Annotated in this window: 16 protein-coding genes; 7 read left to right on the top strand and 9 right to left on the bottom strand. The window is 69.5% G+C overall.

The features are described from left to right. Nucleotides 1-482 precede the first annotated feature (482 nt). Nucleotides 483-809 (top strand): hypothetical protein, encoded by a 327-nt coding sequence (locus tag Pmi06nite_RS15850; RefSeq protein WP_203953746.1) that lies wholly within the window; start codon nucleotides 483-485, stop codon nucleotides 807-809. Between the two features lie 60 nt (nucleotides 810-869). Here Pmi06nite_RS15850 and Pmi06nite_RS15845 read toward each other — a convergent pair whose 3' ends face one another. The 3 genes from Pmi06nite_RS15845 to Pmi06nite_RS15835 all read right to left on the bottom strand — a co-directional run bounded on the left by Pmi06nite_RS15845 (nucleotide 870) and on the right by Pmi06nite_RS15835 (nucleotide 4,632). Beyond that, the gene (locus tag Pmi06nite_RS15845) at nucleotides 870-1,370 is read right to left on the bottom strand and encodes a hypothetical protein (protein WP_203953745.1); all 501 of its coding nucleotides are present in this window, start codon (nucleotides 1,368-1,370) and stop codon (nucleotides 870-872) included. A gap of 438 nt (nucleotides 1,371-1,808) precedes the next feature. Further along, the gene (locus Pmi06nite_RS15840) at nucleotides 1,809-3,479 is read right to left on the bottom strand and encodes a fumarate hydratase (RefSeq protein ID WP_203953744.1); all 1,671 of its coding nucleotides are present in this window, start codon (nucleotides 3,477-3,479) and stop codon (nucleotides 1,809-1,811) included. Between the two features lie 187 nt (nucleotides 3,480-3,666). Continuing rightward, a complete protein-coding gene (locus tag Pmi06nite_RS15835) occupies nucleotides 3,667-4,632 on the bottom strand; it encodes a DMT family transporter (protein ID WP_239113939.1) in 966 nt (321 codons plus the stop codon). Between the two features lie 67 nt (nucleotides 4,633-4,699). Between Pmi06nite_RS15835 and pdxR the strand changes: the two genes are divergently transcribed. Further along, on the top strand, nucleotides 4,700-6,067 hold the full coding sequence (gene pdxR / locus Pmi06nite_RS15830; RefSeq protein ID WP_203953743.1) for a MocR-like pyridoxine biosynthesis transcription factor PdxR: 1,368 nt from the start codon (nucleotides 4,700-4,702) through the stop codon (nucleotides 6,065-6,067). Nucleotides 6,068-6,085: 18 nt separating this feature from the next. On the opposite strand, the gene Pmi06nite_RS15825 is transcribed toward pdxR, so the two are convergent. Further along, the gene (locus Pmi06nite_RS15825) at nucleotides 6,086-7,267 is read right to left on the bottom strand and encodes an MFS transporter (protein ID WP_203953742.1); all 1,182 of its coding nucleotides are present in this window, start codon (nucleotides 7,265-7,267) and stop codon (nucleotides 6,086-6,088) included. 111 nt (nucleotides 7,268-7,378) lie between these two features. Between Pmi06nite_RS15825 and Pmi06nite_RS15820 the strand changes: the two genes are divergently transcribed. Beyond that, nucleotides 7,379-8,035: a DUF1707 SHOCT-like domain-containing protein gene (locus tag Pmi06nite_RS15820; protein WP_239113938.1), complete on the top strand. Its 657-nt coding sequence runs from the start codon at nucleotides 7,379-7,381 to the stop codon at nucleotides 8,033-8,035. 49 nt (nucleotides 8,036-8,084) lie between these two features. On the opposite strand, the gene glpX is transcribed toward Pmi06nite_RS15820, so the two are convergent. Beyond that, nucleotides 8,085-9,113, bottom strand: a complete 1,029-nt coding sequence (glpX, locus tag Pmi06nite_RS15815) for a class II fructose-bisphosphatase (protein ID WP_203953741.1) — start codon at nucleotides 9,111-9,113, stop codon at nucleotides 8,085-8,087. Between the two features lie 139 nt (nucleotides 9,114-9,252). On the opposite strand from glpX, the gene Pmi06nite_RS15810 reads away from it, so the two are divergent. Further along, nucleotides 9,253-9,843 (top strand): TetR/AcrR family transcriptional regulator, encoded by a 591-nt coding sequence (locus Pmi06nite_RS15810; protein ID WP_203953740.1) that lies wholly within the window; start codon nucleotides 9,253-9,255, stop codon nucleotides 9,841-9,843. A gap of 11 nt (nucleotides 9,844-9,854) precedes the next feature. Beyond that, nucleotides 9,855-10,394, top strand: a complete 540-nt coding sequence (locus tag Pmi06nite_RS15805; RefSeq protein ID WP_203953739.1) for a DUF4245 domain-containing protein — start codon at nucleotides 9,855-9,857, stop codon at nucleotides 10,392-10,394. Between the two features lie 11 nt (nucleotides 10,395-10,405). Here Pmi06nite_RS15805 and Pmi06nite_RS15800 read toward each other — a convergent pair whose 3' ends face one another. Further along, nucleotides 10,406-10,657 (bottom strand): exodeoxyribonuclease VII small subunit, encoded by a 252-nt coding sequence (locus Pmi06nite_RS15800; RefSeq protein WP_203953738.1) that lies wholly within the window; start codon nucleotides 10,655-10,657, stop codon nucleotides 10,406-10,408. Between the two features lie 113 nt (nucleotides 10,658-10,770). Between Pmi06nite_RS15800 and asnB the strand changes: the two genes are divergently transcribed. Next, the gene (gene asnB / locus Pmi06nite_RS15795) at nucleotides 10,771-12,615 is read left to right on the top strand and encodes an asparagine synthase (glutamine-hydrolyzing) (RefSeq protein WP_203953737.1); all 1,845 of its coding nucleotides are present in this window, start codon (nucleotides 10,771-10,773) and stop codon (nucleotides 12,613-12,615) included. Between the two features lie 4 nt (nucleotides 12,616-12,619). On the opposite strand, the gene xseA is transcribed toward asnB, so the two are convergent. Continuing rightward, nucleotides 12,620-13,822 (bottom strand): exodeoxyribonuclease VII large subunit, encoded by a 1,203-nt coding sequence (gene xseA, locus Pmi06nite_RS15790; protein WP_203953736.1) that lies wholly within the window; start codon nucleotides 13,820-13,822, stop codon nucleotides 12,620-12,622. 8 nt (nucleotides 13,823-13,830) lie between these two features. After that, the gene (locus tag Pmi06nite_RS15785) at nucleotides 13,831-14,592 is read right to left on the bottom strand and encodes a DUF8129 domain-containing protein (RefSeq protein WP_203953735.1); all 762 of its coding nucleotides are present in this window, start codon (nucleotides 14,590-14,592) and stop codon (nucleotides 13,831-13,833) included. Between the two features lie 175 nt (nucleotides 14,593-14,767). Between Pmi06nite_RS15785 and Pmi06nite_RS15780 the strand changes: the two genes are divergently transcribed. Beyond that, nucleotides 14,768-15,733, top strand: a complete 966-nt coding sequence (locus Pmi06nite_RS15780) for a 4-hydroxy-3-methylbut-2-enyl diphosphate reductase (protein WP_203953734.1) — start codon at nucleotides 14,768-14,770, stop codon at nucleotides 15,731-15,733. Between the two features lie 22 nt (nucleotides 15,734-15,755). Here the strand turns inward: Pmi06nite_RS15780 and Pmi06nite_RS15775 are convergent, their stop codons facing one another. Next, the gene (locus Pmi06nite_RS15775; protein WP_203953733.1) at nucleotides 15,756-16,253 is read right to left on the bottom strand and encodes a DUF6542 domain-containing protein; all 498 of its coding nucleotides are present in this window, start codon (nucleotides 16,251-16,253) and stop codon (nucleotides 15,756-15,758) included. Between the last annotated feature and the right edge of the window lie 5 nt (nucleotides 16,254-16,258).

Below are 16,258 nucleotides of genomic sequence, written 5' to 3'. Positions count from 1 at the left end.
GCGGGTCGTAGGTCAGCAGCGGCCGATGGTAAGGAGCGCGTGGCGGCGGAGCATCGGGCGACCGGCCAGGTTGTTCACGGTCGCGTCGCGTCGCGGGTCGGGCTGGGCACAGGATCTGGACGTGCCGGGCGCGATGCGTAGCGCCCTGGCCTCAGCCCGTGGTTCGCCGAGCGCGCCGGCGCTTGAGACGTGTCGGCCGTGTGGGTCGGCGGCGTGGAGCCGTTCGGGGGTGCCGCTTCGAAACCGTTGCCGCGAAATGGTGCAGCACGCATGCGCCGATGATGTTTCTTCAGAGCCACGGATAACGGTTGTGATCGCAGTGCCGAGCAGGGTTCTCGCCGTGTGATCGTCTGGATGACGGGCTTTCTGAGATCGCCGAGAAGGCGGGCCTCAAGGGGGGCGGACAGGTATTTTCCCTCTAAGGTCGAGGAAAATGAGCCGACACGATCGGCTCCGTTCCTGAACCGGAGAGTGTTTAAACGATGCGTGAATATCAGGCCGTCGTCAGGGTCGCCCATGCGGGCGTGAACCTGTCCGAGGACGACGCGCGGGAAGCGCTCGACCTGGTGACCGGGGAACTTCTGAAGTATTCGCCCGCGGCCCAGCTCTGGCAGGACCGCAGCGAGTTCACCATGACCGTGGGCGTGCCGGCCCTTTGGGACGTTGCGCCGTTCGCCGGGCGTTCCGTCCGAGACGCCTTCAAGGTCGCAGGACTGGACGTTGCCGTTGTGCGTGTTGACGCGTGGCTGGTCGAAGAATGGGACGAGGAACAGGAGACGGCCGGCACGGCCCCTATCTATTCGGAATAGACCCCCATGCCTTACACATCCTGCCTGCGGTGTCGAAAGCTGAACCCGGTCCCGGAACAGTCAGCCTCGGGGCTCGGGTGTCTCACGTATCCGCCGCTCGTCCCGGGCAACCTCGTTAATGAAGCCGTCAAGATCGGCAGTGCTAACTTGACCAGCCTGCCTTATGAGCGGCGGCCTTACATCGTCGTCCATGCACATGAGGTCCCAGAATGGGTAAACGCTGTTGGGATTGTTCGGGTCCTCGAAGACTTCGCCGCCGAGCTGTCCCTCTGAACCGAACAGCTTGTTCACAGCAAGACTCTGTTCACCCATGCGTTGGGTGTCGTCATAGATGGTGAAGACCTGGGCCTGGCCGCAGGCGTAGAACACCTTGGGAGTGTTGTTGGGGATGGGGATGAGTCCCGGCCCCTGGTTGGGGTCGCACTGGTAACCGGCGTCCCGCAGTCTCTGGATGACGTCCACGGCGGCGACTACTCGGCCACCACCCTGGCCGCCGCTCACATCGCACCCCGCCAGCAGTGCGAGAGCCAAGGCGGCGACTGCGGGTCCTGAATGCTTCATCGTTCCTCTTCGCGGGGGAGAGCAGTCTGCTGGACCTTTCCCAGCGGGCGTACGGGATTATGGCCGATCCCAAATCCCCCGCGAGACCGGGGCGCCACATAGTGACCGCTCTAAGCGGAATTGCAGTCGTTGCCCGGCCGGCCATAGCCGCTGGTTTAGGCCTACGTGCAACCGCGTTCGGACTGAAACCGCGTAAGTAGGCCGTGCGGGCCTTTGAACGGCGGCACGAATGAACGCCCCGAAATTAATACTTCTATTGGGGGCGGTATAGGTCCTAGAGGGCGGCACCCGCCGTTGAAGCTTCCGGCTCCTTCGAGAGCCGGGGGGTGGGATGGGTCCGCATCTGGGTGGGTGCGATGACGGGGGGCCGCGCTCCGGCGGGCTGTGTCCCGTGGGGGACACGGACACCCGGCCGAGCGCGGTACCCGGGAACGGCCCCTACGCGCCGGAGGTGCGTACAGGGATTGTGGTGAACGTCGGTGATGGTTGCTGTGCGGTGAAGAAGTCGTTGCCCTTGTCGTCCACGACGATGAACGCGGGGAAGTCGACCACCTCGATCCTCCAGACGGCCTCCATGCCGAGCTCGGGGTATTCCAGGACCTCGACCTTGGTGATGCAGTCCTGGGCCAGCCGTGCCGCGGGGCCGCCGATCGAGCCGAGGTAGAAGCCGCCGTGCTCCCGGCACGCGTCGGTCACCTGCTTGGACCTGTTGCCCTTGGCCAGCATCACCATGGACCCGCCGGCGGCCTGGAAGCGCTCGACGTAGGAGTCCATGCGCCCGGCCGTGGTCGGGCCGAACGACCCGGAGGCGTACCCCTCGGGCGTCTTGGCCGGGCCGGCGTAGTAGACCGCGTGGTCCTTGAGGTAGCCGGGCATCTCGCCACCCTCGTCGAGGAGCTCCGAGATCTTGGCGTGGGCGATGTCGCGGGCGACGACGAGCGGTCCCGTGAGGGACAGCCGCGTCTTGACCGGATACCCGCTGAGCTCGGCGAGGATCTCCGGCATCGGGCGGTTGAGGTCGATGGCAACGACGTCGTCGGACAGGTGCTCGTCCGTCGTGTCGGGGAGGAACTTCGCCGGGTCGGTCTCCAACTGCTCCAGGAAGACGCCCTCAGAAGTGATCTTGGCCAGGGCCTGGCGGTCGGCGCTGCAGCTCACGGCGATGGCGACGGGGCAGGACGCGCCGTGCCTGGGCAGCCGGATCACCCGGACGTCGTGGCAGAAGTACTTGCCGCCGAACTGGGCGCCGATGCCGAGTTTCTGGGTGAGCTCGAAGACCTTCTTCTCCATCTCGAGGTCGCGGAAGCCGTGGCCGCTCGTGGAGCCTTCCGTCGGGATGGAGTCCAGGTACCGCGCCGACGCGTACTTGGCCGTCTTGAGCGCGAACTCGGCGCTGGTCCCGCCCACCACGATCGCCAGATGGTACGGCGGGCAGGCGGCGGTGCCGAGGGAGCGGATCTTCTCCTCGAGGAACTGGAGCATCCGCTTCTCGTTGAGGACGGCCTTGGTCTCCTGGTAGAGGAACGACTTGTTGGCCGAGCCGCCGCCCTTGGCCATGAACAGCAGCTTGTACTCGTCCGGGTGCCCCGCCGGGTCCTCCGCGTACAGCTCGATCTGGGCGGGCAGGTTGTTACCCGTGTTCTTCTCGTCCCACATGGTCAGCGGCGCCATCTGGGAGTAGCGCAGGTTCAGCTTGGTGTAGGCGTCGTACACGCCGCGGCTGATGTGCTCGGCGTCGCTCCCGTCGGTGAGGACGTGCCTGCCGCGCTTGCCCATCACGATCGCCGTGCCGGTGTCCTGGCACATCGGCAGGACGCCGCCCGCCGAGATGCTCGCGTTCTTCAGCAGGTCGAGCGCCACGAAACGGTCGTTCCCGCTCGACTCGGGATCGTCGACGATCTTCCGCAACTGGGCGAGGTGGGACGAGCGGAGGTAGTGCGAGATGTCGTGGACCGCGGTCTCGGTGAGCAGGCGCAGGGCCTCGGGATCGACCTCGAGGAACCTCCGTCCCGCCGCCTCGGTGACGCGCACCCCCTCGGTCGTGATCAGGCGGTATTCCGTCTCGTCCGGGCCCAGCGGCAGCAGGTCGGTGTAGTCGAACTCGGGCATCCTCGGTCCCTTGCGTCATCGCGTTTTCCCCACAGCGTACGGCTCTGCCGAGGCGGTTCCGCTTCGCCCTTCTTTTGATCGAATTTATAGGTCAATAGGGGCATAAAACGGGATAATTAGCCCTGATGGCATGAGGGGGAGGCCATGGGGACCGAAGTCATGATGATGATCTTCTTCGGTGCGGGGATCATGGTCGCGCTGGCGTTCTCGCTGCTCGCGATCGTTCTGCACGAGATCCGCGACGAGCGTAAGAACCGGTCGTCCGAAGTCCGAGCGAAATCCCGGCGATGACGACGGCCGCGCCGGCGAGGTCCGCCGCCGACGGCAGGCCCAGACCGAGGACCACCGAGGTGCTGATCGCGCCGACCGGGATCATCCCGGCGAACAGTCCGGCGCGGTCGGCGCCCAGCCGGGGCAGCGAGTCGTACCAGAGGAAGAACGCCACCGTGGTCACGATGAGAGACAGGTAGCCCAGACCCAGCGCCTCGGGGACCGTAGGCATCCTGAACATGGCCTGCCCGTCCATGACGAAGCCGATGACCAGCAGGAACGGGACGGCGAGGGCCGTCGCGTAGGCCGAGACCCGGATCGGGCCCAGCGAGGGCAGCAGGGGCAGCGCGAGGAGCGAGAAGCACACCTCGCAGGCGAGCGCGCCGAGCGACCACATCAGGCCGGGCAGGTTGCCGCTGCCGAACCCCGTCGCGAGCAGCGCGCCGGCGACCACGACCAGGGCCGCGGCGATCACCTTCGGAGAGGGGAGCGACGGCCCCGACCCCCGTGCCAGCGGGCCGAGGACGGCGAGCGCCAGCGGCACCGTGGCGAGGACCGTGCCCGGCAGCGCGGGACTCGACGCCCTGGCGGCCTCGATCACGCACACGTTGAAGATCACCAGTCCGGTCAGGGACAGGCCGCAGAGCAGCCCCCAGGCGGGCGGCCCGAGCCTCGCCTGCCGTACGGGACCCCGGATTCTGGCGACGGCGAGAAGGATCACGGCGGCGAGCGCGTAACGCAGGGCCTGCCCGCCGTAGAGGGGGTAGCCGCCGATGAGGCCGGAGACGGCGGCCAGCGTGCCCACCATGAACATCGCCCCGGCCGCGCCCGCCGCGGCGGGCAGGGTCACGGGACGGGGAACGGTCTCGCTGAGGGAAGTCACGTGTGGAGATGTTAGGAAGCCAATGGTTCACTGAACGGGTCCAATCGGGCAGCGGAATCGAGTACCAATGGCAGATCTGCATCTCACGCTCGACCGGAGCGCGGGCGGGCTAGCCGCTCAGGTCGCCCGCGAGCTGAGAGAGTCGATCCGGTCGGGGCGCCTGGCCCGGGGCACCCGCCTTCCGGCCACCAGGGACCTCGCCAGGGACCTCGGACTGTCGCGTGGCGTCGTCGTCGAGGCCTACGAGCAGCTGGTCGCAGAGGGCTTCCTGGAGGCGAGGGTCGGTGCCGGTACCCGGGTGGCGGCCGCGCCCAGCCGGACCCCCTCGGTCGTGGACGACCGGCCCGAGCCGGCCGCGCCGTACTACGGGCACCGGCCGACCTCGCCCGACCTGACGGCGTTCCCCCGCCAGGCGTGGCTCGCGGCGATCAGGCACGTGCTCACGACGGTGCCCAACGACGCGCTGGACTACGGCGATCCCGGCGGCGTCCCGGAGTTGCGCGAGCAGTTGGCTCCGTATCTGCGCCGGGTGCGTGCCGCGGACGCCACGCCGGAGAACCTGGTGATCGTCACCGGCATGGCGCAGGGACTCAGCCTGGTCATCCGCGTCCTGGCGGAGCGGGCGGGGCGCAGGGTGGCCCTCGCCGTCGAGGACCCCACGAGCCCGCGCCAGCTCCCGCTGCTGGCCCGTGCGGGGGCCGAACTGATCCGGGTGCCCGTCGACGAGGAGGGCATGGTCACCGAGGACCTGGCGGGGACGGGAGCCGAGGTCGTCCTTCTCACACCCGCGCACCAGTACCCGACGGGGGTCGTGCTCTCCCCCCGCCGACGGGCCGAGCTGATCGCCTGGGCGTCGAGGACCGGGGCCGTGCTCCTGGAGGACGACTACGACGCCGACTTCCGCTTCGACCGCGAGCCCGTGGGCTGCCTGCAGGGGCTCGCCCCCGGCCGGGTCGTCCTGGCGGGCAGCGTCAGCAAGTCGCTCGCCCCCGGGCTGCGGCTCGGCTGGCTGGTGGCCCCGCCGCACATCGCCGGGTTAGTACGGCGGGCCAGGGGGGAACTCGACCTCGGCTCTCCCGTCATCGACCAGCACGCGCTCGCCCACCTCGTCGGGTCGGGGGGCTACGACAGGCACCTGCGCCGCATGCGCAGGGAGTACCGGGTACGCAGGGACGCACTGGTGGACGCCCTCGCCGAGCACCTTCCGGAGATCACGGTGCACGGGATCTCCGCGGGCCTCCACCTCTACGCCGAACTACCGGACGGCAGGCAGGAGGCCATCACCGAGGCGGCCAGGGCCGCCGGGCTGAGTGTCGATCCGGTGACCCGGGACGGAGCGAGGAGACGGCCCCCCGCGCTCGTCATCGGATTCGCGCGGCTGCCCGCCCACCGCATCCTGCGGGCGGTCGAGGAGGTCGCCGGGCGTCTCGGATAGGCCGTCCGGCGACCTGCGTCAGGAGGTGGCGGGCGCCGTGACGGCGGGAGCCGTACGAGGCTGGAAACCCCGTGCGAGCAGGATGATCACGGCGGCGAGCACGAGCGGCGCGGTGAAGGCGATCCGGTAGTCGGCGGCGTCCGCGATGCCGCCGACCAGGGCGGCGCCCACGATGAAGCCCACGTAGTTGAACAGGTTGACCCGCGCGATCGCCACGCCGGTCCCCGCGGGGTCCAGGCGGCCGGCCGCCGAGAACGACTGGGGGGCGACGACCGACAGGCCGATTCCGGTGAGCGCGAAGCCGGCGATGGCCAGCGGCTCGGAGGGCGCGACGACGATCGCGACGAAGCCGAGCGTGGCCACCGCGCCGCCGATCCTGACGATGAAGGCAGGCCCCCACCTGCGGACGGCGAGGTCGCCCCCGATCCTGACGACGAACGTGGTCGCCTGGTAGGCGCCCAGCGCGAGCGGCACGACCGCCGCCGACGCGTGCATGACCTTGTCCATGAAGACGGAGCCGAAGTTGGAGATCGACGAGTCGCCCACGTAGAGGAAGGCCATCGCGAGGCAGAGCGGGATGATCGCCTTCCAGGGGACCTGGGGGCCGGCGTGTGCGGCCTCCACCTCCACGTGCTCCTCCTCCGGCGTGCAGAGCCAGTTGGAGGCGACCAGCGAGATGACCGCGGCGGGGGCCAGGGCGATCGCGAACGTGGCGGGCAGGGCGAGATCCATGCCGCCCGCCGCGGACGCCCACAACGCTCCGATGACCGCCGCGGCGCTCCACAGGGCGTGGAAGCCCGTCAGGACGGGCCTGCCGTACCGGCGCTCGACGGTGACGCCCTGCATGTTCATGCCCGCGTCGACCCCGCCGAGGCTGAGCCCGAACAGGACGTTGGCCGCCACGAGAGTCGGGACGTTGGGGGCGGCGCCGGCCAGGACGACCGCCACACACGCGAGCGGCTGGACGAACCTGAGGATCCAGCGGCTGCCGAACCGCGTCGCGAGGCTTCCCGCCACCACGCTGCCGATCCCGGCGATGACCGGGACGACGAGCAGCAGGATCGACAACTCGCCGTCGGTGAGCCCGTGCTTCTTCTGCAGCGCGGAGACCTGGGTGAGCAGGGTGGCGAACGTGAGGCCCTGGACGAAGAAGACGGCGAAGGTGGCGAGACGCGCCCGCCGGTCGCGTGGCTGGGGCACCGCGGCCTCCACGAACATGAGGGGGGTTCAAGTTCCGTCAGACTAGGAGCCGTGGACCGTAGGGTCAATGGCCGGGTGATCGACCCCAGGAATCGGTTTAGTCTCGAAGATGTGAGCAGCGAGCCCCGCGAGTCCCGGCTGAACAACCTGCTGTCCGCCTTCCTCGCCTCGCGAAGCCCGGACACGCCTCCCGCCGAGGACCTGCGGGCGTCCGACGCGGATCGCGAGCGGGTGATCGCCGCGCTGACGGACGCTGTCACCGACGGCCGGCTCACCCATCCCGAGCATGAGGAGCGCGTCGAGCTGGCCTACGCCGCCCGGACGCTCGGCGACCTCGCCACGCTGACCGCTGACCTGCTCCCACCGGAAGAGCAGCCGGTCCGCATGGACGGCCGCCCGCTGACGGCCTTCTTCCGCAACGAGAGTCGCGGGGGTCGCTGGGTCGTCCCCTCGCACGTCCCCGTCACGTCCCTCGGCGGTCGCGTCACCATGGACCTGTGCGAGGCCCTGCTCCAGTCACGCCGGGTGGTGGTCCAGCTCGCGGTCATGGCCGGCACGGTCACGCTGATCGTCCCCGAGGGGGTACGCATCGTGACCGGTCCGTCGGCGCGGGTGGGTTCCGTGCGCAACGAGGTACGGCTGCCGCCGGGCGCGACCGGTCATGCTCCGGACGCGCCCGTCATCGAACTGGCGGGGTTCGTGTTCGGCGGCAAGGTCGTCGCCAAGTCGCCGCGACGCCCCAGGAAGGGGCTCTTCCGCCGGGACTGACGCCCGTCGTCGAGCCTGCGGACTCGTGTTCGGCGGCCGAGGCCCGCCCTCAGACCGCCGTGTCGAAGTTGATCGCGCTGTAGGCGCCGAGCTTCCACAGCCGGTGCTCGCTCTCGATCTTGCGGATCGTGCCGGAGCGGCCCCGCATGACCAGCGAGTTCGTGACGGCGGCGCCGCCCTTGAAACGCACGCCGTACATCAGTTCGCCATCGGTGATCCCGCTCGCCGCGAAGAACACGTCGTCGGAACGGACCAGGTCGTCGGTCGTCAGAACCTGCCCGAGGTCGAGCCCGGCGTCGAGGGCCTTGGCGCGCTCCTGCGCGTCGCGGGGCCACAGCTTGCCCTGGATGACCCCGCCGAGGCACTTCATCGCGCAGGCCGCCACGATGCCCTCAGGTGTGCCGCCGACGCCGAGCATCAGGTCGACGCCGGTCCCGGCGCGGGCCGCCATGATCGCGCCCGCCACGTCGCCGTCGGTGATGAACCGGATCCGTGCTCCGGTCTCCCTGATTTCCTTGACGATGCCCTCGTGCCGCGGGCGGTCGAGCACGACGACCGTGACGTCGGACGGCTTGGCGCCCTTGGCCTTGGCCACCGCCTTGATGTTGTCGGCGACGGGCGCCTCGATGTCCACCTTGTCGGCGGCCTCCGGGCCCGTGACCAGCTTCTCCATGTAGAAGACCGCGGACGGGTCGTACATCGAGCCGCGCTCTCCGACGGCGATGACGGAGATCGCGTTGTTCATGCCGAGGGCGCAGAGCCGGGTGCCGTCGATGGGGTCGACGGCCACGTCGCACTCGGGGCCGGTGCCGTCGCCCACCTCCTCGCCGTTGAACAACATGGGCGCGTTGTCCTTCTCGCCCTCACCGATCACGACCACGCCTCGCATGGAGACGGTGTTGATCAGTTGTCGCATCGCGTTCACGGCGGCGCCGTCGGCCCCGTTCTTGTCGCCGCGGCCCACCCAGCGGGCGGCGGCCATGGCGGCGGCCTCGGTCACTCGCACGAGTTCGAGTGCCAGGTTTCGGTCGGGTGCGTGCTCGCCTGTCGCCAGGGCGGCCGGTACGTGGTCGGACATCGATCCCCTTCCCGTCTTCCAGAGATCGTAGTTCCCCGGACCGCCCTTTGTCCGATTGGTCTGGACCTGTTGCCGCAGGTGAAGGGCCATTTGGTCCGGGAGTGCCCCAGGGGAGGCGGGGCGGGATATCGTCGCCGTCATGAGCAGCGACACCGAGCGAACGGTAACAGTACGCACGTCAGAGCGTGGAGCCGCCACGCGGGGTGCGCTTCTCGACGCCGCCAGGGAGATATTCGTCACAAGCGGTTTCGCCGAGGCCGGTGTGACCGAGGTGGTGGCACGTGCGGGGGCGAGCGTGGGCAGCCTCTACCACCACTTCTCCGGCAAGGCCGACCTCTATCTGACGCTCTTCGAGGAGTTCCAGCACCGGCAGACGCAGCGGACCCGGCAGGCGGTCCAGGACGCCAGGACGGCGGGGGAGAACGAGCCGATGCCCCTGTTCCTCGCCGGGGCGCGGGCCTATCTGGAGGGCTGCCTGACCGAGCGCGACCTCGCCGCGCTCTTCCTGCGGGGTGACGCCCCTCCCGGTTTCGAGGTCATCATGCGCGACCGGCTCCGCCAGTGGGCCCGGCGGACGGCGGCCCTGTTCGAGCACGAGGACACCCTGGTCATCGTGGTCACCGGGGCCCTGTCGGCGGTCGTGCAGGAGGTGACCCTCTCCGAGGATCCCGAGGCCGCCCGCAAGCTGGCCGAGGACGCTCTTCTCATCATCGCCCGCACGACCGGGTAATCTGCGGTTACGTGGGACGATTCACCCAGGGTTTCTACGGCTACGCGTTCGCTCTGTTCGTGTGCCTCGCCGCGGTCGGGCTGTTCCTGCTCGTCACGCCGCAGAGCGGGGAGCAGCACGTTCCCAGAGTCAATTACTCGATCGACCAGGCCAACGCCGTACGTGCCGCGTCGTATCCGATCGAGGCGCCCCGGCAGGTTCCGCCGAACTGGGTGCCCAACAGCTCGTCGGTCACCCAGGACGGATCGACCGTGACCTGGCGGCTGGGCTTCGCCACGGGCAAGCAGATGCACGCCCTGGTCGCCCAGAGCAACGAGCAGCCCGCGGCCGAGTTCGCCAACCGGATGGCCAACACCGACAAGGTCACCGGAAGCCGTGAGATCAACGGCACGGCCTGGCAGGAACGATTCCGCTCCGACAAGAACCAGCGATCTCTCGTCCAGATCCAGCCGACCCACGCGGTGGTCGTCACCGGCTCGGCCGACTGGCAGGAACTGACGGATCTGGCCGCCTCGCTCGCCCCCCAGCCCCACGCCGCCACGGCAGGCTGAGGGGCCTTCCGTCAGAAGGGCGCCTCGTCGGCTCCGCCCGTCTGGGGCTCCTGGCGCTGGGCCATCGCCGCGGCCAGCTTCACGCGGGCGCCCTGCAGCCACTCCTCGCAGAGCGCGGCCAGCTTCTCGCCGCGCTCCCAGAGCTCGATCGACTGCTCCAGCGTGAGCCCGCCCGTCTCCAGCCGGCGCACGACCTCGGTCAGCTCTTCCCGGGCCTGCTCGTACGACGGCGTCTGCTTGTCCTCAGCCACGTCCCCCACCATAGAGGCCCTCCGGCGTCGGCATGCCGAGTGTCCGATATGGGCATAAAAGGGCATATTTGAACGTTTTTCACTTAGCACGGCTAACCACTACGACGAAGTCGGGGGACTCGACGATGTGTGGAATCAGCGGCTGGGTCGACTATGAGCGTGATCTCCAGCAGGCACGGGGGACAGCGCAGGCCATGGTGGACACCATGGCCTGCAGGGGACCGGACGCCGAGGGGCTGTGGCTCTCGCCGCACGCGGCCATCGGCCACCGGCGACTCGCGATCATCGACATCGAGGGCGGCCGCCAGCCCATGATCGCCGAGGAGGACGGCCGCCCGATCGCCGTCCTCACCTACAGCGGTGAGGCGTACAACTTCCACGAGCTGCGCGACGAACTGAAGCAGCGGGGCCACCGCTTCCGCACCTCCAGCGACACCGAGGTCGTCCTCGAGGCGTACCTGGAATGGGGCGAGGACTTCGTCGCCCGCCTGAACGGCATGTACGCCTTCGCCATCTGGGACACCCGGCGCGAGGAACTGCTCCTGGTCCGCGACCGGATGGGCATCAAGCCCCTGTACTACTACCCGACCCCCACCGGCGTGCTCTTCGGGTCCGAGCCCAAGGCGATCCTGGCCAACCCGCTGGCGCGGCCGGTCGTCGACGCCGACGGGCTGCGTGAGCTGCTCGCCTTCGTCAAGACCCCGGAGAACGCTGTCTTCCGCGGCATGTACGAGGTGCGCCCCGGTCAGATCGTCCGGATCCGCCGCGAAGGCCTGAGCAAGCGCCGCTACTGGCAGCTGGAGTCCCGCGAGCACACCGACGACCTGGAGACCACCGTCAGGACCGTCCGCGAACTCCTGGACGACATCGTCACCCGGCAGCTCATCTCCGATGTTCCGCTGTGCACGCTCCTGTCCGGAGGGCTCGACTCCAGCGTCGTCACCGCGCTCGCCGCGCGGGCGCTGGAAGGCCAGGACAGAGTCCGGTCCTTCTCGGTCGACTTCACCGGATACACCGAGAACTTCCAGCCGGACGAGATGCGTGACACGCCCGACACGCCCTACGTGCACGACCTCGCGCGGCACGTCGGCTCCGAGCACGCGGACATCATCCTCGACTCGGCCGACCTCATGGATCCGGCCGTGCGGGACGCCGTGCTGCGGGCGCGTGACCTGCCCATCGGCATCGGCGACATGGACACCTCGCTCTACCTGCTCTTCAAGGCGATCCGCGGCCACTCGACGGTGGCCCTGTCGGGCGAGTCGGCCGACGAGGTCTTCGGCGGATACAGGTGGTTCCACGACCCCGAGGCGGTCAACTCCGGCACGTTCCCGTGGCTGGCGGGCGTGGGCCTCGCCGGGCACACCAGCAGGGGGCACTTCCTCGAGGAGCACCTGCTGCGCAAGCTCGACATCCCCGCCTACCGGGCGGACAGCTACCAGCAGGCGCTGGCCGAGGTGCCCAGGCTCTCCGGCGAGACGGGCCTGGAGCGGCGCATGCGGGAGATCAGCTACCTGCACCTCACCCGGTTCGTGCAGATCCTGCTCGACCGCAAGGACCGCATGAGCATGGCCGTCGGGCTCGAGGTCCGGGTGCCCTTCTGCGACCACCGGCTGGTCGACTACGTCTTCAACGCCCCGTGGAGCATGAAGACCTTCGACGGCCGTGAGAAGAGCCTGCTGCGGGCGGCCGCGGGGGACGTCTTGCCGGTCTCGGTGCGTGACCGCGTCAAGAGCCCCTACCCGTCGACGCAGGACCCGTCCTACGAGGAGGCCCTGCGTGCGGAGACCGCCAGGCTGCTCGACGGCGGGGGATTCGCCGCCGAGTCGCTGGTCGACACCGCCAAGGTGCGGGCCATCCTCGCCGAGCCGCTGGCCGCCACCAGCCTCCAGGGCCCCAGGGCCGCGCTGGAGGGCCTGCTCCAGTTCAACACCTGGCTGGAGGACTACGGGACGCGGATCGTCGTCTAGGGCGTCATTCCTGGGCGGTCACGGTCACCCGGTCGTCGGAGAAGCGGATCGTCAGCTCGTCGCCGGGCTTCACGTCGCCGGCCAGCCGTACGACCTCGCCGGAGGCGCGCTGCGCGATCGCGTAGCCGCGCTCCAGCGTGGCGGCCGGTGACAGCGCCACGAGCCGGGCGCGCAGGTGCTCGAGTGAGTCGGCCGAGCGGTCCAGCGACGAGGTGAGGCTGCGCCTGGACCGCTCACGCAGGGCGTCCACCTGCTCGGCCCGGCGGTCCAGCTCGCGGACCGGGTCGGCGAGGGAGGGCCGGGAGCGCACCGAGCCCAGCCACGACAGCTCGCGTTCGACCCAGCCGCCGACGACGCGGCGGCCGCGATCCCTGAGCTGGCGGACCAGCGTGAGCTGCTCGCCGACGTCGGGCACGACCTTCTTCGCCGCGTCGGTCGGGGTGGAGGCCCGGACATCGGCCACGAGGTCCAGCAGGGGGCTGTCCTGCTCGTGGCCGATGGCGCTGACGACGGGCGTACGGCATGCCGCGACCGCGCGTACCAGCGACTCGTCGGAGAACGGCAGCAGGTCCTCGAGAGAACCGCCGCCGCGGGTCACGATGATGACGTCGACCTCCCGGTCGGCGTCGAGCCTGCTCAGCGCATCGGTGACCTCGCCGACGGCATACGGCCCCTGTACGGCCACCGCCTCGACCTTGAACCGGACGGCCGGCCAGCGGCGCCGGGCGTTCTCCAGCACGTCGCGTTCCGCGGCGGAGTCCCGCCCGCAGATCAGGCCGATGGTGGACGGCAGGAACGGCAGCCGTCTCTTGCGGTCCACGTTGAACAGGCCCTCACCCGCGAGGACATGACGGAGCCGTTCGAGTCTGGCCAGCAGCTCCCCGATGCCGACCGGCCGTATCTCCGTCGCGGTGAACGAGAACGAGCCCTTGTTGACCCAGAAGTCCGGCTTCACGTGCATGACCACCCGTGCCCCGTCCACCGGCCGGGGCACGCTCGCCTCGTAGACGTTCCGCGTGCATGTGACCCGTGCGGAGACGTTGGCCACCGGGTCGCGCAGAGTCAGGAACACCGTGCCGCCGCGGGCGGTCAGCTCGGTGATCTGTCCTTCGACCCAGATGGTTCCCAGCTTGCCGATCCACTGGGCGACCATCTGCAGCACCGACCTGATCGGGAGCGGCGCCTCCGGTGACGTCTTCGCGGTCACATGTGCTCCTAGGGCTGGGCTTCGAGCTTGGCCAGGCGGTTCTCGTACAGGCGGACGACCTCGGCGCGGCCCGCGTGCGCCTTCTCGTAGGCGAGCAGGTCCCGGATCTGGTCGATCGACTGGCTCCGGAGCCTCGCGCGAAGTGACGCGATCGTCAGCTCACCGTAGCCGGGCAGCGGCTCCCCTGTGGTGTCCACAGCAGTGTCCACAGCGGTGTCCGCCGCGATCTTCGTCGCGGGGGCCTCCTCGGCGCCGGTCGTGTCCGCGGTCTTCGCGGCCGCCCTGGTCCTCGGCTTCGCGGCCGTCTTGGCGGTCGTCCTGGGGGCCGCCTTGGCCCTGGGCTTGGCCGGAGCCTTCGCCGGGGTCTTGGCCGGAGTCTCCACGGGCGTCTCGGTCTCCACCGCGGCTGCCGTCGGAGTCTCCACGGGCGTCTCGACCGCCGCCGGCGTCTCCACGGCCTCGGCCGTGGCCGCCGCCGGCGCCTCCACCGGCGTCACTGCCGGCGTCTCTGCGGGCGCTTCCGCCTCGGCCTTCTTGCTCTCCTGCCGCGGCGCGTAGATCACCGGCTCACGCCGTGCGGGCTTGGGCTCCTCCGCCTGGGGGGCGGCCGGTTCCTCGTGCGCGGCGGCGGGCTCGGTGGTCGCGGTCCGCGTGGTGTCCGCCGCCTCCTTCTCCTCGGACGTCGTCAGCCGCTTGAGCGCCGTCCTGACACGGTCGCTGAGGAGCAGTGCGTGCCCGACGCTGCTCAGAGCAGTCTGGAGGGCGTTCACAGGCAGGTCTTTTGCCTTGTCGCGAAGCTGATCGCGGCGATGTAGAGCGTCGCGTAGCGGTTTCGTAATGGTTCTAAGGACGGACATCGCTGCTCCTGGGGAGATATTTCGGTGGACGTCCAGTCTCGCAAGACCGGGGTCAAGAGGCGGCTGGCGTTCCACATAGCATAGGAACATGGATTCAGAGACCCCTCGGGCCCGCCGTGTCCTGCTCGCCAAACCGCGCGGTTACTGCGCCGGAGTGGATCGAGCCGTCGAGGCGGTCGAGAGGGCGCTCGACCAGTACGGCGCGCCCATCTACGTGCGTAAGCAGATCGTGCACAACACCCACGTGGTGAAGCGGCTCGAGGCCAGGGGCGCTGTGTTCGTCGAGGAGACCGAGCAGGTCCCCGAGGGCGCGATCGTGGTGTTCTCCGCCCACGGCGTGGCGCCGAGCGTCCACGAGGAGGCCGCCGGCCGCCGTCTCAAGACGATCGACGCGACCTGCCCGCTGGTCACGAAGGTCCACAACGAGGCGAGGCGGTTCGCCGCCAAGGACTACGACATCCTGCTCATCGGCCACGAAGGCCACGAGGAGGTCGAAGGGACCGCGGGAGAGGCGCCGCAGCACATCCAGCTCGTCGACGGATTCGACGGCGTGGAGGGCATCGAGGTCCGCGACCCGGAGAAGGTGGTCTGGCTCTCCCAGACGACGTTGTCGGTCGACGAGACCGAGGAGACCGTCGCCCGGCTGCGCGGCCGCTTCCCCAATCTGATCGACCCGCCGAGCGACGACATCTGCTACGCCACGTCGAACCGGCAGACCGCCGTCAAGGAGATCGCGGCCGAGTCCGAGCTGGTCATCGTGGTCGGCTCCACCAACTCCTCCAACTCCAAGCGGCTGGTGGAGGTGGCCAAGGACTACGGCGCCGACGCCTCCTACCTCGTGGACGACGCATCGTTCGTCCAGGAGGAGTGGCTCGACGGCGTGACCACCGTCGGCGTCACGAGCGGCGCGTCCGTCCCCGAGGAGCTGGTGGACGGCGTGCTGGCACGGCTCGCCGAACTCGGCTTCGTCGACGTGCAGGAGGTCGAGTCCGTCAAGGAGAGCATGCGGTTCGCCCTGCCGCACGAGCTGCGGCGCGATCTGCGCACCGCCTGATCGAGGCCCGCCCGATCAGGGCTCAGTCGTCGGTGGTCTTGCCGTACACGCGGGGCTCGAAGTAGCCCTCGGGCTCGGGCGCGTAGGCTCCCTCGCTGCTCACCCGCTGCTTCGGGATGCCCGGGGTCTTGACGGCGAGGTCGTGCCGGAGATCGCGCACGTTGTCGGGTAGGCCCCGCGGCCAGGCGATCCCCAGCACCAGAGCCGAGCCGCCGAACAGCCAGGGCGCACCGGACGACAGCGCGGTGAACAGGCCGAGGCCGAGCGTCTGCACCATCGAGTCGGCCCCGATCGACCGGACGACCTCGATGAACGTCGTGGCGGTGAAGAAGACCAGCGGCGGGGTCACGACCATCGGCAGAAGGTCTCGCTGCTGCACGAGCAGGGCGACGCCTATGCAGCCGGCGACGAACGCCGGTCCGGGGAGGGAGACGATCTGCCCCAGGAGCGTGACGATGAAGAGCAGTGCGACGGCGCCACGGGCCGTCAGCTTGAGCCTTGCCTGATCGGTGCCTGTCATGAGCC

This window comes from Planotetraspora mira (genome assembly GCF_016863275.1).
Taxonomy (GTDB): domain Bacteria; phylum Actinomycetota; class Actinomycetes; order Streptosporangiales; family Streptosporangiaceae; genus Planotetraspora; species Planotetraspora mira.
The sequence above is the reverse complement of the archived record's forward strand: the minus strand, read 5'-3'. Positions and strand labels throughout refer to the sequence as shown.

Bases quoted from the DNA above. Each gene is read 5' to 3' on its own strand.
- Pmi06nite_RS15850 (WP_203953746.1), top strand. From the start codon at position 483: ATGCGTGAATATCAGGCCGTCGTCAGGGTCGCCCATGCGGGCGTGAAC.
- Pmi06nite_RS15845 (WP_203953745.1), bottom strand. From the start codon at position 1,370: ATGAAGCATTCAGGACCCGCAGTCGCCGCCTTGGCTCTCGCACTGCTG.
- Pmi06nite_RS15840 (WP_203953744.1), bottom strand. From the start codon at position 3,479: ATGCCCGAGTTCGACTACACCGACCTGCTGCCGCTGGGCCCGGACGAG.
- pdxR (WP_203953743.1), top strand. From the start codon at position 4,700: ATGGCAGATCTGCATCTCACGCTCGACCGGAGCGCGGGCGGGCTAGCC.
- glpX (WP_203953741.1), bottom strand. From the start codon at position 9,113: ATGTCCGACCACGTACCGGCCGCCCTGGCGACAGGCGAGCACGCACCC.
- Pmi06nite_RS15810 (WP_203953740.1), top strand. From the start codon at position 9,253: ATGAGCAGCGACACCGAGCGAACGGTAACAGTACGCACGTCAGAGCGT.
- Pmi06nite_RS15800 (WP_203953738.1), bottom strand. From the start codon at position 10,657: ATGGTGGGGGACGTGGCTGAGGACAAGCAGACGCCGTCGTACGAGCAG.
- asnB (WP_203953737.1), top strand. From the start codon at position 10,771: ATGTGTGGAATCAGCGGCTGGGTCGACTATGAGCGTGATCTCCAGCAG.
- Pmi06nite_RS15780 (WP_203953734.1), top strand. From the start codon at position 14,768: ATGGATTCAGAGACCCCTCGGGCCCGCCGTGTCCTGCTCGCCAAACCG.
- Pmi06nite_RS15775 (WP_203953733.1), bottom strand. From the start codon at position 16,253: ATGACAGGCACCGATCAGGCAAGGCTCAAGCTGACGGCCCGTGGCGCC.